Source organism: Rhodococcus sp. NPDC059179 (genome assembly GCF_042754885.1).
Lineage (GTDB): Bacteria > Actinomycetota > Actinomycetes > Mycobacteriales > Mycobacteriaceae > Rhodococcus_G.
The window spans coordinates 101,392-117,104 of the sequence record NZ_JBHZBV010000001.1 but is presented as its reverse complement, the minus strand read 5'-3'; the positions used below and the strand labels follow the sequence as shown (position 1 = coordinate 117,104).

Here is a 15,713-nt window from a genome sequence, read left to right as displayed (position 1 = left end):
GCGACGCCCAGATCGACGGATCACCGTAGCGGACACCGCCGCGCTGCGCAGCGGTTATTGTGTCCACTTGACCGCCACCGCGGCCGTCAGCCATCCGACCCAGGAGTTGTGACCGTGCGCGAGGTTCTGCTGTTGTGCTGGCGTGACAGCGGGCACCCGCAGGGCGGCGGCAGCGAGCGGTACCTGGAGCAGGTCGGGGCCGGCCTCGCCGAGCAGGGCATCAAGGTCACGCTGCGCACCGCCCGCTACCGGGGGGCGCCGCGCACCGACACCCTCGACGGCGTCGCGATCAGCCGCGGCGGCGGACGGCTGACCGTCTACCCGCGGGCGCTGGCCGCCATCGCACTCGGTCGACTCGGAATCGGCCCGCTCAAGGGCGTGCGGCCCGACGCGGTCATCGACACCCAAAACGGCATCCCGTTCTTCGCCCGCGCGGTCGCGGGCGCGCCGGTCACGGTGCTCGTGCACCACTGCCACCGCGAGCAGTGGCCGGTGGCCGGACGGCTGATGGCCCGCGTCGGATGGTGGGTGGAGTCCAGCCTGTCGCCGCGGGTGCACCGGCACAACCAGTACCTGACCGTGTCGCTGCCCTCGGCCGAAGAACTGACCGCGCTCGGCGTCGACCGGGAGCGGATCGCGGTGGTGCGCAACGGCGCCGACTCGGTGCCGCCCACCGTGCCGATCGGGTCCGACGACACCCGCACCGAGCACCCCAGCCTGTGCGTGCTCTCGAGGCTGGTGCCGCACAAGCAGATCGAGGACGCCCTCGCGGCCGTCGCCACGCTGCACCGCCGCACCCCCGACCTGCACCTCGACGTCATCGGCGGCGGCTGGTGGGAGCAGAACCTCCGCGACCGCGCGCACGAGCTCGGCATCGCGGATGCGGTCACCTTCCACGGTCACGTCACGGAAGAACGCAAACACGAACTGCTCTCCCGGGCCTGGGTGCACGTGATGCCCTCGCGCAAGGAGGGCTGGGGGCTCGCGGTGATCGAGGCCGCCCTGCACGGTGTCCCGACCGTCGGCTACCGCAGCTCGCGCGGCCTGACCGATTCGATCATCGACGGCGTCACCGGGTCACTGGTCGGCGGCGACGAGGTCGCGGCAGGCGACGTCGCGGACCTCACCGAGGCGGTGGAGTCGTTGCTGGTGAACGCCGAGCAGCGCGCCGAGCTCGGCGCGAAGGCCCGCGCGCGGGCGGCGGAGTTCTCCTGGTCGCAGACCGCGTCCGGCGTGCGTTCGGTCCTGTCCGCGTCGGCGGCCGGACGGCCGGTCTCAGGCCTGATCGGCGCGGCCCCGGCCGCGGTAGGCGAGAAGACCCACCGCGCTGCCGGCTAACAGCGCCGCCCACACCAGGTGGGCAGCGACCGAGGCCGCCCGGCGCGCGGGAACGGCGTCGGTCTCGGTGACGGACCCGGCCACCCGGTAGAGCGACAACTCGTCGTCGGCGTACACCTCGTCGAGCTGATCGAGGGTGCGGCGCGAGTCGCCGAGCGGACCCGGCGTGCTGTGTTCGACCAGCACCCACCGCACCCCCGCCCGGGCCAGGCCGTCCGCGGGAGCCCCGGCGAGCAGCAGTCGTTCGACGTCGCGGGCCCGGCCGCCCTCGCCCGCGACGGTGCCGTCCGCGACGACCAGCTCGCCGGTCTGCAGCACGTCCACGGGCAGCATCCGGGGCGCCGGGTCGAGCACCGGGGCGTCGCCGCTGTACGGGAACAGGCGGAACATCCCGGCAGGCAGCACCGCGACGTCGCCGCGCTCCTCGGAAGCGAGCAGTTCCGCGGCGACCCGCTCCCAGGACGCCGGATAGTGCACCGGCCGCAGCGCACCGCCGACACCCCAGGCCAGGTCGGGCAGCGCGACCAGCACCGCGACGATCCCCGCGACGGCCCAGCCGCCGGACCGGACGCCGCCGAACACCCGACCGCCCAGCCCCGCCAGCACCCGGACCCCGGCCGCCGCGGCCAGCGCGTAGAACGGCACGGCCAGCGCCACCCACTTCTGCGCGTCGCGCAGCAGCCCGGCGCCCGGCACCCGGGTGACCGCCCATTCGCCCGCGGTCAGGCCCCAGCCGGTGGCGGCCAGCGCCGGGACCAGCACGGCCAGCGCCGCGACCCCGGCCAGCGCCGCGATCACCGGGTTGCCGCGGCGCCGCCACAGCGCGGGCAGACCGCACGCGACCACCGCCAGCAGCACCGCCGTCCCCACCAGGGCGAACGGCCCGGTCCTGGTCGCCGGGACCGCGGCGGAGTTCCAGATCCCGCCCAGCCCGGCCAGGCTGCCGAGGGTGCCGAGTCCCGGCTCGGCGCGCGCGGCGAACGCCGTCACCCCGGCCGGGTCGGACCCCTGCGCACCGGCGCCGGAGAGCGCGGTCGCGGTCAGCCACGGCGCCGACGCCGCCGCGGCCAGCACCGCGGCCGCCGTCAGCCGCGACCACCGCGCGCCCGCGCCGCCGGGGACGGCCAGCAGCACCAGGGCCAGGGTCGTCGCGAGCAGCGCGCCGGTGGGGGTGAGCCCGGCCGCGGCAAGCGTCAACCCCAGGGGGCACCACGACCGCGGCGCCCAGGGTGAGGAGGCCCGGCGCAGACGCAGCGCGGCGAGCACCGTCCACGGCAGCGCGGCGTACCCGGTCAGCAGGCTCCAGTGCCCCTGCAGCAGGCGCTCGGCGACGTACGGGTTCCACAGTGTCACCGTCGACGCCAGGAGTTGCGGTCCCAGCCCGACGGCGGGTAGTAGCGCCGCGACCATCCGGGCGGCCCCCCAGCCGGCCAGCCACAGCGCGACCAGCAGGATCGCCTTCACCACGACCCCGCCGTCCAGCCACGACGTCAGCGTGGCGAGCGCGGCGTCCTGCGGGACCGCGCGCGCGGCGGCGTCGGTCAGCCCCAGCGCCGAATCCGTCAGGTACGAGCGGGGGGTGCTGACGGCGTCGCGCAGCAGCAGGTAGCCGGGGCCGAGCAGCGGCCCGAGGATGAGCGCGGCCAGCGCGAGGCTGTACAGCGCGGGGATGGCGGCACGGGCGCCGCACCGGCCCCGACTGAGCCCCGCGGGCCACGCGATCATGAACCGCACCCTAGTAGCAGCGTGCCTGCGTGGAGCCTTCCGCCCAGCCGAGCCCGTCTTCAGTGGGCACGAGGCCTCCGCTGAGCAGAGGTGTGTCGACTATCGACCTGCCGTGCACTCCCTGCATCTGGATCGCGTTCATCTCCTCCATCACATCTCGCACCACCGGAGTCCCGAACAGGTGATTCATCCGTTGCCCGGTGTGGGTGTCCATGCCGCCGGTCTTCTCCGTTGCCGACGTCAGTGCATTCGAAGAGCCGCTGAATCGGTGCGCCACGGACTCGGCATCGGTGAGGGCGGACTCCCCGGAGTGCGCGCCGGCCACGAGTGAGACGAACGCGGTGAGGCTCGATTCCGACAGATTGGAGACCTTCCGCGCCTCCCAGAAATAGGACTCCTCGGACTGGTTCATGTCGTAGAAGGCCGATAGGAACTCGTAGAACACGGTGTACTCGCGTCGATAGCGACCCTCGAATTCCGAGAAGGCGCGCGCCTCCGAGACCGTTCCGGACAGCGCGCTGTGGATTGACCGTGCCGCGAGGAGTCCGCCATAGGTCGCCAGGTGGACGCCGGTGGAAAAGACCGGATCGACGAAACAGGCCGCATCGCCGACGAGTGCCATACCGGGCGCCCAGAAGCGCGTGTTGGCGTAGGAATAGTCCTTCCTGGTGCGGATCTGTCCGTAGACGCCCTCGGTCACCCTGGAGGCGCCTGCGAGCATGTCGCCGACCACGGTGCACTTACCGGCAAACCGCAGCAGGGCGGCCGCCTGGTCGCCCTGAATTCGCGACGCGTGCTCGTGGCTGATCACCGCTCCCACGCTGGTCAGCTCCGTCGAAAGGGGGATGTACCACATCCAGCCCTCGTCGAATGCGGCGCAAAGTATGTTCCCCGAATCGGGTTCGGGGAGCCGCTTGCCGCCACGGAAGTATCCGAACAGTGCGACATTCTTGAAATGTTCGGAATACACCCGTTCGCCGCCGGTGTGGCGGGAGAGGCTGCTCCGGTTTCCGGAGGCATCGACCACATAGGCGGCGCGAATCCGGCGAGAATTGCCGTCGGGGTCGACGTAGGTCACCCCCGCGATCCTTCCGTCCTCGGTGATCGCGCCGCTGACCGGCGATTGCTCGCGAACGTCCACGCCCATCCGTGCGGCGTGGTCGAGCAGGATCTGATCGAATTTCATTCGTTCGACCTGATAGGCGAAAGAGGTCGGTCCGGCGAATTCCGGAGAGATCGCGAAGAGGAAGTTCCAGGGCACTGGATTTGTGCCCCACCGAAAGCTGCCGCCGCGTTTTCGCATGAACCCGGCGGCCTCGACTTCCTTTTCCACGCCGAGCATTCGGCAGATTCCGTGAACGGTTGACGGGAGCAGCGATTCCCCGATCTGATACCGGGGGAACTTTTCTTTCTCCAGCAACACCACCCTGTGGCCCTGCTTCGCGAGCAATGTCGCGGTGGTGGATCCGCCCGGTCCGCCCCCGACGACGACAACGTCGGCGCTTTCGTGACCGTTGCTCATGGCATTGCCTTTCGTGAACCTCAGGCGAGATTCGGATTGGTCTTGTGGCGATTCGTCATTTGCCGACTCAGTTCTGCGACATCAAGCATGAGGTTTTCGCGACCGGGAAACATCAACCAAAGGGGTCGTCGCCCTCACCCGAGCGCACTAGCTCCGGGTGGCATACCTCAGGGTGCGATCATTGGCGGATGACACCTCGCCCCGCCGCCACGTCCGCGGTGGCGGGGATGACGATGGTGACGGCCGGGTCGATGACCGCGAACCTGGCGTCGTACGTGCTGGCCCTGCTCGCCAGCCGCTGGCTTGGCCCGTCCGGCTACAGCGAGTTCGCGAGCCTGCTCGCCGCGCAGCTGGTCCTGGCGGTGCCCGCCCTGGCCTTGCAGACGGTGGTCGCCCGCGAGGTCGTGCTGGGTGACGGGGGCGCCGCGCTGCGCGCTCTCGGCCGCCGGTGCGCGGTGATCGTCGCGGTGATCGCCGCGGCGCTCGTCGTCCCGGTCGCGGCGGTCCTGGACACCGGGGTCGGCGCGACGGCCGCCGCGCTGCTGACGGCGCCGGTGCTGGTCCTGTTGGCCACCGAACAGGGACTCCTGCAGGGAGGCGGCCGGTTCGGTGAGCTGAGCGTGATCCTCGCCGCCACGGGTGTCGCGAAGGTCGTGCCCGCGGTGGCGGTGCTCGCGGTCGGGGGCGGGGCGGGCGCCGCGCTGGTTGCGGCTGCGGTCGGGACCGCGGCGGTGGCCGTCGGCGCCCGGCTGCTGGCAGGACGCGACGCGGCGGGGCCCGCGCGGGGGGCAGCGGTTGGCGTCGGTGCGGTGCTGCGGGCCTCGCAGGTGCAGCTGGCGTTGATCGCGTTGTCGTCGGTGGATCTGCTGCTGACCCGGGTGGTGCTCGACGAGGCGCAGGCCGGGCAGTACGCGCTTGGCGCGGTGGCCACCAAGGCGGCCTTCTGGCTGCCCGCAGCGGTCGGGGTGGTGCTGTACCCGCGGATGGCCAGCCCGGCGCACTCGGCGAAGGCGGTCCGGTCGGCGCTGGGGGTGCTGGTCGGGCTCGGCGCGGTGACGGTCGCGGGCGCCGCGCTGGTCGCACCGCTGGCACCGATGCTGGTGGGGCAGGAGTATGCGCCGGTGCAGGGCCTGCTGTGGTTGTTCGCGCTCGACGGCGCGTGCCTGGCGGTGCTGCAGGGGGCGCTGCTGTCGGCGATCGCCCGCGAGCGCACCCGGCTGGCGTTGGCCGCGTGGGTCGCGCTGGCGGTGGAGGTCGCGCTGATCCTGGGATTCGCCTCGACGATCCTGCAGTTGGTCACGATCGCGGTGGCCACGGCCGCGCTCGCCGCGCTCGCGATGAGCGTCGCGGCCCTGCGTGGCGCCGCCGGCCCGCCACCCCACGATCTCCCCAATGTCACACCCGTTCAACCTGAGTGAACGGGTGTGACATTGGGGAGATGATGAGGGAGGGTCACAGCGTGACGCCGACCGCGGCCAGGCGCCGACGCAGGCGCACCAGGTGGCTGCCGGGCCAGTACAGCTGACCGCAGCCGCCGCACCGGCTGAACTCGCGCTGCTCGCGGGCCACGCTGCCGGGCACCAGCCCCGCCGCGACCGGCCCAGGCACAGGGGCAAGGATCCCGTTGCACCGCGCGCACCGGGTCAGGGCCGCGATCCGCGAATCCAGCTGGAAACGGTCCAGCACCTCGCGGAGCTGCCTGCGCGGGTCGGTTTCGTGCAGGAAGGCGCCGCGGCGCAGAGCCGCCCGTTTGAGCAGCCCGATGTCGCGGGTCAGGACGGTCCGGTGCTCGGTCAGCGAGAGCGCGAGCAGCTCGTCGTCCGCGAAGTCGTTGCGGTACAGGCAGTCGAAGCCGAGCAGGCGCAGGTAGGAGGCGAGCCGGCCGAGGTGCACGTCGGCCGCGAACCGCGGATCCCGCAGCGGTAGCGGGCGCAGCCGGGTGAGGCCGTCGAGGTCGAATCGCTCGAACATCGGGTAGACCGCGACCCGTTCGCCGCCGCGCAACCGGTGCCCGAATCCGACGGAGCCGCCGTCGACCAGGATCAGGTCCACCTCGGTGTGCGGTACCCCAAGCGACTCGATCCGATCCTTGACCGTCGGGCTGCCGTCGAAGGCGTGCACGAAGTCGCGCTTGCGCAGCACGGGCGCCAGGAAGTCGTTCAGCTCCTCGTAGAAGCGGAACTCGCACTGGTGGCGGGACGGGCTCATGGTCTGCGCTCTCGACCTTCAACCTACGCCCGGCAACGCGAAGGGCCCGCACTCGAGACGAGTGCGGGCCCTTGTCGCTGAGGCGGTGACTACAGCCGGGTGGTCGGCGGATCCTGGTCGCGGGTGTCGACGGCCGGGAACTCCTCCGTCTTGTCCGTGGTCCAGTCGTGACGCGGGAACTGCTCGGTCTCGGCGCTACCGGAGTCGTAGGCCTGGTGCGCGGGTCCGCTCGGGGCGGTGCCTGCGCCGGTCGCGACGGCGGGGGTCTGCGGTCCGCGGCCGCCACGGAGGCCGAGGAAGATGCCCGCGATCAGGGACAGCAGGCCGAGGATGCCTGCGATGATCGGCACGATGCGACCGAACATCGACAGCTTGTCGGCGCCGTCCTTGGCCTGGTCGATCTGGTACTCGATGGTGTCCTCGTTGAACGGCAGCGTCGCCTTGAGGACCGTCACCTCGGGCTTGTCGGCGGTGCGGGCGTAGTACTGGTACAGCTTCTCCTGGCCCTTGACGACGACGCCGGTGGTCGGGTCGACCCAGGTGTCGCGCTCGTTGGTGTACCAGCGGGTCATGGTGACCGGCGCGTCGCCGCCCTCGACGCCCCAGGTGGCGGCGGGCAGGGTCAGCTTGTTCGTCGGCGAGGCGACGACCTTGGACAGGTCGACCGGCGCAACCTTCTGGTTGTAGTGGTACACCTTCATCCCGTTGATCTCCGTCTCCTCGACGAAGTCGATGTCCTGCGTGGACCGGGAGTTGAGGTCGAAGTACGGGTAGGCCTTCTGCTCGGCGTCGAACGGCCACTTGTACTGCAGGCCGGTGTGCTCGACCTCTTCGGCCGGCTTGTCGGACTGGGTCTGGATCGAACCGATCGGGTCCTGGATCGGCATCGAGCTGACCCGGTCGAGGGTGACGGTGTCGACGGTCGCGGTCAGCAGGCCGGTGTCGCCCTGCTTGTCGGTGCGGCGCAGCGTCTGACCGGCCTGGACGGTGATCTTCTCGGCGTCGGACGGGTCGACGACGGTGACGTAGCGCTGTGCGACCAGCGGCACGTTGCTGTTGACCACGGCCTTGCCTGCCGTCAGGGACTTCGAGTCGAGCACGTCGCCGACGCCCTCGGCCACCGTGGTGACCTCGAGGTCGAGCGGTGTCTTCTTCAGCTTGCCGACGGTGTACGTCGGGATGAGGAGAGCGGCCGCCAATAGGAAAGCGCCGAGCCCTACCAGGATGCAGGCAAGTGTCCTGCTCGGCCCTGAGCGTCCCGCCATGCTGAATCTCCTTCGTCAATCATTGTCAGCCCGTGGTGCTGCCGTGGGCGGCACCGATCGCAGAGCGTCCGGATTGCGACACTCAGTGAGCCAGACAGTAACAGTGTCCAGTCTCCGATTGCGCTGGCACGCCGTATTTTGGTGCCGTGGTATCCGGGCGTCCTACTCCGACACGCCGAGGCTGGGGCACACTGGTCGGGAAATGAGTACCGAGGCTTCCCACCCGCAACAGGTCGTGTTCACACCCCGCGGGTTCATTCCCGCGCTGGAGGGCATGCGGGGATTCGCCGCGCTCGGCGTGCTCGTCACCCACGTCGCCTTCCAGACCGGGGCGACGGGGGATCCGGTGCTCGGCCGGGTCTGGGGCCGGTTCGACATGGCGGTGGCGTTGTTCTTCGCGCTGTCCGGATTCCTGTTGTGGCGCCCGCACGCCGCGGCGGCCCGCGGACTCCGACGGGCCCCGTCGACCGGGCGGTATCTGCTGCACCGCGCCGTCCGCATCCTGCCCGCCTACTGGGTGGCGGTCGTGATGATCCTGTTGTTCCTGCCGGAGGCGGGCGGCGGGCTGCAGGTGTGGCTGGCGAATCTGGGCCTGATTCAGGTGTTCGTGCCCCTGACCCTGACCGGCGGGCTGACCCAGATGTGGAGCCTGTCGGTGGAGGTGGCCTTCTACGCGCTGCTGCCGCTGATCGCGCTGGCGTTCGTCCGGCTGCGCGGGGCGACCGCCCGACTGCGGATCCCGGTGCTGCTCGGGGCGGCGACACTCTGCCTTGGCTGGGTCTTCCTGCCCGTGCCCACCCCGGAGACCATCCACTCCGACAATTGGCTGCCCGGCTACCTGCCGTGGTTCGCGGCGGGCATGGTGCTGGCCGAGCTCGCCCTGCTGGTCGACACCCCGGTGCACCGGCTGGCGCGGCGGCGCGGGTTGATGGCGGCGATCGCGGTGGTCGCATTCGCGCTCTCGTGCACCGACCTCGCCGGACCGGAAGGCCTCACCCGCGCCGAGCCGTGGCAGTACTCGGTGAAGATCGCGTTGGGCGCGGTGCTGGCGTTCGCGCTGTTGGCGCCGCTGGTGCTCGGCGACACCGAACGGCACCGGATCCTGGCGAGCCCCGGCGTGCTGGCGGTCGGGCGCTGGTCCTATGGGCTGTTCATCTGGCACCTCGCGGTGCTGTCGATCGTCTTCCCCGTGTTCGGCATCGTGCCGTTCAGTGGGAGTTTCGTCTTCGTGCTGGTGGTGACGACCTGTCTGAGTCTGGCCGTCGCCTCCGCGAGCTACGCGCTGGTGGAGGAGCCGGTCCGCCTCGCGGTGAAGAACTGGGAGAGTCGCCGCACCGCCAGGGAGGCCCGGGCCGACGCCGCCAGCGGCAACGCGGCGAGGCCGACCGAGACGACCGCGATCAGCGCCGGGAGCTGAACGAGCACGGAGTGGCCGACGTAGCCGTCCATCGCCCGCCACGGCCCGGTGGACAGCAGGGCGACGCTGATCATGGTGCCAGCCCCGGCCACCCCGACCAGGATGCGCGCGGCACTTGCGGGCCCGCGTCGCGCCCGCAGGACCAACGCCAGCCCCGTCACCAGTACCGCGACGACCGCGCCGGGTAGCCCGGCGATCACCGTCGCGAGGGCGAGCACCCCGAGGTAGCCGACCGTGACGGCGTGCCAGGTTCGCGGGGCCGGGCCGGGGGTGGCGCGTCGACGGTTGGGGAGCACCGCCAACAGCAGCAGCGGGATCAGCAGCAGCAGGCCGCCGAAGATGCCGAGCCGGTACCAGCGGTCGGTGGGGAACTCCAGGGTGACGGTGCCGCTCGTGCCCGCGGGCACGATCCAGCCCTGTTGCCAGCCGTTGACGACGACCGGGGCCAGCTGGGCGCCGTCCGGTGCGGTGGCGACCCAGCCGATGTTGTTGGACTCCGGGACCACCAGCAGCCGGTCGCGGTCGGCGGCGGTCACCTGCAGTGCCCGCTCGTTGGGCGTCCATCCGTCGGTGGGCACGCGGACGGCGTCCCGGGCCGGTTGCGGCGCCACGGGGGAGGCCTCGAGCTGCAGTCCGTCGACGAAGAAGGCGGCGCCCGGCGCGACCGTGAGGTCCTGGCGTCCGGCCTGCAGTGGGATCGCGGTTGCCGCGAGGGCATCCGGATCGACTGAGCTGCTTTCGGTTTCGGCGACGTCGTCGGTGCCGTCCGCGCACACGGTCGCGGGCACAGGGGCGCCAGACCGCAGCTGCCCGACGGTCGCGGTGACGGACGTGCGCAGCGTTGTGCCTGCGAGGGACACCACCGGGCCGTCCGCGCAGCCGACGGTCACGGTCCTGTCGGTGGGCGCCGCCTCGACCCCGGTGCCCGGCACCACCTGGTCGGTTCCGTCCGGGGTCGTGGTGAGGACCCCGATCTCCGCCAGCCCGGCCGGCTGCACCTTCGCGAAGCCGAGGGCGGTCTGGTCGAGGACGTCCTCCCAGTCGACCAGGCTGAGCACGATGCGGTCGGTGACCGTCGGCTCAAGGCGGATCGGTTCGTCGTCGGTCAGCTCCCGCACCTGCGGGCCGGTGCCGAGATCGACCGCGACGGTGGTCGGCGCGGCCGGCAGGGCGCCGAGGCTCGGGGCCAGGTCCAGCCCGGTCACCAGCGTCGGCCGCGGAAGGCGCACCGTCAGAGTCGGTTTCGCGTCCTTCCCGGTGGTGGTTTCCTCGGCCGCGGTCCACGCGGTGCGGGGATCGCCGTCGGTGGCGGCGAACGCCGAGCCCCGCAGGTCGCCGACGGCCGCGGGCCCGACGGCCTGCGCGCGGCCGGGCTCGGCGAGCAGTGCGTCGAGTGCCGGGCCCTGCCTGGACCGGACGATCAGCTGTGGCGTCACCGCGGTGGCGGCGGGCACCGACAGGGTGCGCTGGAAGGTGGTCGGCTCCTCCGGGGCGAGGCCGAGGCCCCGGCTGCACCGCACCCGGTCCGGGGCGTCCACGCAGCCGGTCCGGCCCGGCAGCTCCTGGCCGAGGTCCCACCCCGCGACGGTGGCGCCCGCAGGGGTGGGCGGCAGCACGGTGCGGAACCGGATCGGCACCGGCACCGGGGCGTCGCGGTCGGAGAAGTCCTCGACGGCGACCTCGCTGACGCCGAACTGGGTGCCGACCGAGCCGTCCTCGGTCTTGGTGGCGGTGATCTTGAGCCAGTCGGTCGTGCCGGTCGGCAGCGACACCGTGATCACCTCGCCGGGCTTGCCGACGCGGACGGCGGTGCTGCCGTTGGGGGTGGTCACCTCGAGCTGCTTGACCGGGACACCCAGCGCGCCCGGGCTGGTGCGCAGCTTCAGCAGGCCGCTGGTCACGGGCTCGTCGAAGTCCAGCCGGATCCACTGTCCCAGAGCGCTTTCCAGGCCGTTGCTGAACCAGCCGGTGGCCGGGTCGCCGTCCACGGTGGCCGCGGGCCCGCTGCCGGGCGCGGTGCCGCCGAGCTGGGTCGCGTCGGCCGCCGAGCTGGAGACCGTGATCCGCGCGCCGTCCCATTCGCCGGTGACCAGCGGGGCCCCCGGCACCGGATAGTCCGGCACCAGGTTGTGGGTGCGTCGCGGGTCGTCGGGGGTCCGCAGCGCGGAACTGTGGTTGTCGACCTGGCCGTAGTCGGTCTCGCGGTCCGTCGGGGTGTCCGTCACGACCACCGTCTCCACCGGCAGCCCGGCGCGCTCGGCGTCGACGGCCAGCAGGACCGGGCCCTCGGGCAGGTCCAGGCCGGAACCGCCCACGTCGCGCCGGGCGGCCAAGCGCTGCAACGACTCCGGGCCGCCCTGCACGATCGGCGTCCCGTCCAGGTCCACGGTGAACGGGCCGGAGTCGATCGCGTCGGGGCTGGGGACGGTGACCCGGAAGATCTCGATGGCCGGGTACAGGGGCCGCAGGTCGCTGTCCGTCACCAGACCGTCCACCTCACCGGGGCCGATGTCCTCGCCGAACTGCGCGACCTTCTCCAGCCCGGGCGAGCCCTCGATGGCCTGGTGGACCAGCGCGGGCCGGGTGGAGCGGGACGTCTCCGGGTCCAGGTCGTTGCGCACGACGACGTAGCCGATGCCCTGTCCCAGCAGGGTTTCGGCCAGTCCCGCGGACGGGCTGCCGTCGGCGACGAGGCGCTGCACGGAGTCGAGGGCGCGGATGGCGCCGGGCGGGACGAGCGGCACCGCGTCGCGCACCGCCCACGGGGTGTCGGCCAGCGCCTGCATCGGCTCGTCCCGGGTCAGCCCCCAGACCTGGCTGGCGAACGGGGCGCCGGGCACCAGCAGCGCGCGCTGCGCGTCGGAGCCGTCCGGCGAGGTGCCGGCGGCGTGCTCGCCGAGCCAGTCCGCTGCCTCGTGCCAGTACTGCGGCACCTCCGGGTAGGCGCCGCGCGGCGCGAGCTTGCCGGTCCAGGCCAGCGAGGTCGCGAGGGTGAGGGCCACCAGGATCAGGCTGGTCAGCGCCATCATCGGCTCGCGCTCGGGGTGCGCGACCGCGGTTCTCCAGCGGGCGCGGGGGACCGATCCCGGCAGCGGGACCTTCGCGAGCAGGTGCGCGAGGCCGAGGACCAGCGGCAGCCGGACCAGCGGCTCGAGCTTGTGCACGTTGCGCAGCGGGGCGCCGCCGGAATCGAGGAACAGTCGGACCTGCTCGGCGATGGGGGAGCCGAGGTCGCCGACGTAGCCGGCGGCCAGGCCTGCCAGCCCGACGAACAGGATCAGCGCCAGCCTGCCCTTGGCCGGCATCGAGCGCATCGCGAGCCCGGCCATCCCTGCGGCGGCGATCAGCCCGGTGGCGAGGACCGCGGCGGGCTGGGTGACCAGCACCGCGCCCGCGATCCGTTCGGGCGAGACGAACGGCGTCCAGCTGTCGGTGCCGCGCAGCACCTCCGCCAGGTTCGTCCACTGGGTGGTGACGCCGGAGGACTCGATGTAGTCCAGGAACGGGGGGCTGACCTTGCCGAGCAGCAGCAGCGGCACCATCCACCACACCGTCGCGACCAGACACAGCGGGATCCACCACGCCGTGAAGGTCCACCACCGCCGGTTCGGGCGGTGCGCGGCCCACCACAGGGCGGCCACCAGGCACGCGGCCGCGGTGGCCACCGCGTTGACCGAGCCCATCAGCGCGACCGCGACCGCCGACTGCGCGGCCAGCCGCGACTGTGAGTACTTCTGGTCCCCGTGGGGGCCGGAAGGACTCACGGGCGACGTAGTCGCCAGCACCACCGGGAGCAGCACCCACGGCGCCAGCATCATCGGGAGCGTCTCGGAGGAGATCGACCCGAGGGTGGTCAGGACCCGGGGCGAGAGCGCGAACGCGACCGCGGCGATGATCCGGGAGCTGCGGCTGCCGATGCCGAGCGCCTCGGCGACGCGGATGATGCCCCAGAATCCGGCGATGAGCAGCAGCGCCCACCAGATCCGCTGGGTGATCCACGGCGGGATGTGCGCGAGCTCGCCGAGGCTGAAGAACGCGCCGTGCGGGAAGAAGTAGCCGTAGGCCTGGTTCTGCACCTGGCCGAGCGGTGCCTGACTACTCCACTGGTGCGAGGCACGCTCGAGGAACCCGATCGGGTTCTGGGTGAGGTCGTACTTGGTGTCGGCGACCAGCCGGCCGGGGGCCTGCAGGAACGCCAGAAGAAACGCTATGGCGGAGGCGCCGAACAGCCACCGACGGGTCAGTGGGGCGTTGTTCGGCGCCTCGGACGCCAAGACAGAAGGAGTGCGGGAACTCGCGCTTCCAGCGTTCTTAACGGCTGCCGTACTCAACCTGGTTCAGCAGGGAGGAATCGGCGTTGCCGCTGCGGTCGATGTCCGGACGAGTGTTGTCCGACGCGGCCGCGGTAATTCCGAAGACAGCGCCCAGACCGAGCACCGCACCGATCACTGCGCTTGCCACACCGGGGACAAGGAACTTCATCTCGGATCTCCCATTTGCTACTGCTGACCGGAAACGTCTCGCGTCAAGGTATCACCTGGAACCTGACGGTCGGGTTCGCTTACCGGTTACGCGCCGTCCCCGGCTGGCACCGGGTCGACGCCGAGCGCACCGAGCAGGGTGCGGAGCTTGGCCGAGGTCTCGGCCAGCTCGGAGTCGGGGTCGGAGGCGGCCACGATGCCGCCGCCCGCCCAGGCCCGCGCGCGCAGCCCGCCCGCGTCGATCTCGGCGCAGCGGATGGCGACCACCCATTCGCCGTCGCCGTCGCCGTCGCACCAGCCGGCCGCGCCGCCGTAGAACCTGCGTGGCTCCTCGAACTCGCGGATCGCGGTGATCGCGCCGCTGGTGGGGGTGCCGCCGACGGCCGGGGTCGGATGCAGCAGCCGGGCCAGCTCCAGCGCGGACGGCGCCGGATCGCGCAGCACGCCCGCGATCGGGGTGCCCAGGTGCCAGACCGCGGGGGTGCCGATCAGCCGGGGCGATGGCGGCACGGTCAGGTCGGTGCAGACCGGCTCGAGGACGGCGCGGATCCAGTCGGTGACGAAGGCGTGCTCGGACCTGTTCTTCGCGGACGCCAGCAGCCGCTCTCCCTCGGCGCGGTCCTCGTCGGGGTCGGCGCGGCGCGGGGCGGTGCCGGCCAGCGGGAAGCACTCGACGTCGCGGCCGGTGCGCCGCAGCAGCAGTTCGGGGCTCGCCCCGACCAGCGCGTGCCCGGCGTAGCCGTCGCCTGCGGGCGACAGGTCGACGCCGAAGCCGTTGCCCGCGGGGTCCCGCGACACCAGCCGGGCCAGCAGCGACCACGGCTCGATGGGCTCGGTCGCCGACAGCGTCACGGACCGCGCCGCGACCACCTTCTGCAGTTCGCCGTCGCGGAGCCGGTCGATCAGGCGGGCCACCCGTCGCAGGTGCTCCGCCGGTGCGGGCAGTTCCTCGGTGAGCCGCACGGTCGGCAGGGCGGGCAGCGAATCCGGCCGCCACGGGCCCTCGGTGAAACGCGCGCTGGCCGGGGCGGTCAGCGCGGCAGGCTGGGCGGGGTCGAACTGCAGCGCGCCGACGACGAGCGGCACCCGACGGCGTTCGAGAGCCTCGGCGGCGGCGTCGATTTCGTGGAACCGTTCCCGGCTCCCGGAGGTACGCAGGGTCCGGTCGGCGCGGGAGAGCAGGAAACCGTCCATCGGTTCACGACGATAGTCCGGCGCCCGCGCGACGGCCTGCCCGGCCGTGCCGCTACCTGCCAGGCGGAACGATCAGCACCGGTCGGTGGCTGTGCCGCAGCACATGGTCGGCCACCGAGGACTGCAGCAGCGACCGCAGTCCGGTGGTGCCGCGGGTGCCGGTGACGATGATGTCGGCGTTCAGCTCGTCGGCGGACTCGACGATGGTGGTCCAGATCGTGGTCACGCACTCCACCGTCCGGCCCTCCGCGTTGAGACCCGCTCCGCGTGCCAGGTCGAGGCCCTCGATGTTGGTGGTCTTGGCGTCGGTCAGGGCGATGTCCTCGGAGTCGGCGTCCGGCACCCATTCCGGCTGCATCACCCCGGACAGCCCCGACATCCGCGCGGCCTGGCGCACCATCGGTTCCCAGGCGGTGATCACGACGGCCCGCTCGGCGCTGAGAAAGCGGCCGGCGTATTCGATTGCACGCTTGGCGTTGTCCGAGCCGTCGTAGGCGATGAGCATCAGATCTGCGGGCATCGAGACCTCCTCGTTTCAGGGGGCGATCTACTGTCAGGCTACC

Annotated in this window: 10 protein-coding genes and 1 pseudogene; 3 read left to right on the top strand and 8 right to left on the bottom strand. The window is 72.1% G+C overall.

Translation table 11 applies throughout. The annotated features are described in order from the left end of the window. Window positions 1-114 precede the first annotated feature (114 nt). Window positions 115-1,338 carry a glycosyltransferase family 4 protein gene (locus ACFXMV_RS00485; RefSeq protein WP_378499797.1) on the top strand — a complete coding sequence of 408 codons (1,224 nt, stop codon included), beginning with the start codon at window positions 115-117 and terminating at the stop codon, window positions 1,336-1,338. Here ACFXMV_RS00485 and ACFXMV_RS00480 read toward each other — a convergent pair. Both ACFXMV_RS00480 and ACFXMV_RS00475 read right to left on the bottom strand, forming a co-directional pair. Then, the gene (locus tag ACFXMV_RS00480; RefSeq protein ID WP_378499798.1) at window positions 1,276-3,063 is read right to left on the bottom strand and encodes a hypothetical protein; all 1,788 of its coding nucleotides are present in this window, start codon (window positions 3,061-3,063) and stop codon (window positions 1,276-1,278) included. The two genes, ACFXMV_RS00485 and ACFXMV_RS00480, sit on opposite strands and share 63 nt — an antisense overlap. A gap of 10 nt (window positions 3,064-3,073) precedes the next feature. Further along, a complete protein-coding gene (locus ACFXMV_RS00475; protein ID WP_378499799.1) occupies window positions 3,074-4,585 on the bottom strand; it encodes a tryptophan 7-halogenase in 1,512 nt (503 codons plus the stop codon). Between the two features lie 188 nt (window positions 4,586-4,773). Between ACFXMV_RS00475 and ACFXMV_RS00470 the strand changes: the two genes are divergently transcribed. After that, a complete protein-coding gene (locus tag ACFXMV_RS00470; RefSeq protein WP_378502718.1) occupies window positions 4,774-6,003 on the top strand; it encodes a polysaccharide biosynthesis protein in 1,230 nt (409 codons plus the stop codon). Window positions 6,004-6,037: 34 nt separating this feature from the next. On the opposite strand, the gene ACFXMV_RS00465 is transcribed toward ACFXMV_RS00470, so the two are convergent. Together ACFXMV_RS00465 and ACFXMV_RS00460 are read right to left on the bottom strand one after the other, a co-directional pair. Further along, entirely contained in the window at window positions 6,038-6,793 is a 756-nt protein-coding gene (locus ACFXMV_RS00465; RefSeq protein WP_378499543.1) for a Mut7-C RNAse domain-containing protein, read from the bottom strand. Window positions 6,794-6,882: 89 nt separating this feature from the next. After that, window positions 6,883-8,058, bottom strand: coding sequence for a DUF3068 domain-containing protein (locus tag ACFXMV_RS00460; protein WP_378499542.1), 1,176 nt, complete (start codon window positions 8,056-8,058; stop codon window positions 6,883-6,885). Here ACFXMV_RS00460 and ACFXMV_RS00455 point away from each other — a divergent pair. Then, window positions 7,973-9,310 (top strand): annotated as a pseudogene (locus tag ACFXMV_RS00455) (acyltransferase family protein); the annotation flags it as partial. The gene ACFXMV_RS00460 and the pseudogene ACFXMV_RS00455 sit on opposite strands and share 86 nt — an antisense overlap. Window positions 9,311-9,333: 23 nt before the next feature. Here ACFXMV_RS00455 and ACFXMV_RS00450 read toward each other — a convergent pair. From ACFXMV_RS00450 to ACFXMV_RS00435, 4 genes are all read right to left on the bottom strand, one after another. Beyond that, a complete protein-coding gene (locus ACFXMV_RS00450) occupies window positions 9,334-13,749 on the bottom strand; it encodes an alpha-(1->3)-arabinofuranosyltransferase family protein (protein WP_378502719.1) in 4,416 nt (1,471 codons plus the stop codon). A 37-nt stretch (window positions 13,750-13,786) separates the two neighbouring features. After that, on the bottom strand, window positions 13,787-13,957 hold the full coding sequence (locus ACFXMV_RS00445) for a DUF2613 domain-containing protein (RefSeq protein WP_072753601.1): 171 nt from the start codon (window positions 13,955-13,957) through the stop codon (window positions 13,787-13,789). Between the two features lie 86 nt (window positions 13,958-14,043). Further along, window positions 14,044-15,150, bottom strand: a complete 1,107-nt coding sequence (locus ACFXMV_RS00440; protein ID WP_378499540.1) for an isochorismate synthase MenF — start codon at window positions 15,148-15,150, stop codon at window positions 14,044-14,046. A 52-nt stretch (window positions 15,151-15,202) separates the two neighbouring features. After that, on the bottom strand, window positions 15,203-15,670 hold the full coding sequence (locus tag ACFXMV_RS00435) for a universal stress protein (protein WP_378499539.1): 468 nt from the start codon (window positions 15,668-15,670) through the stop codon (window positions 15,203-15,205). Window positions 15,671-15,713: the final 43 nt, after the last annotated feature.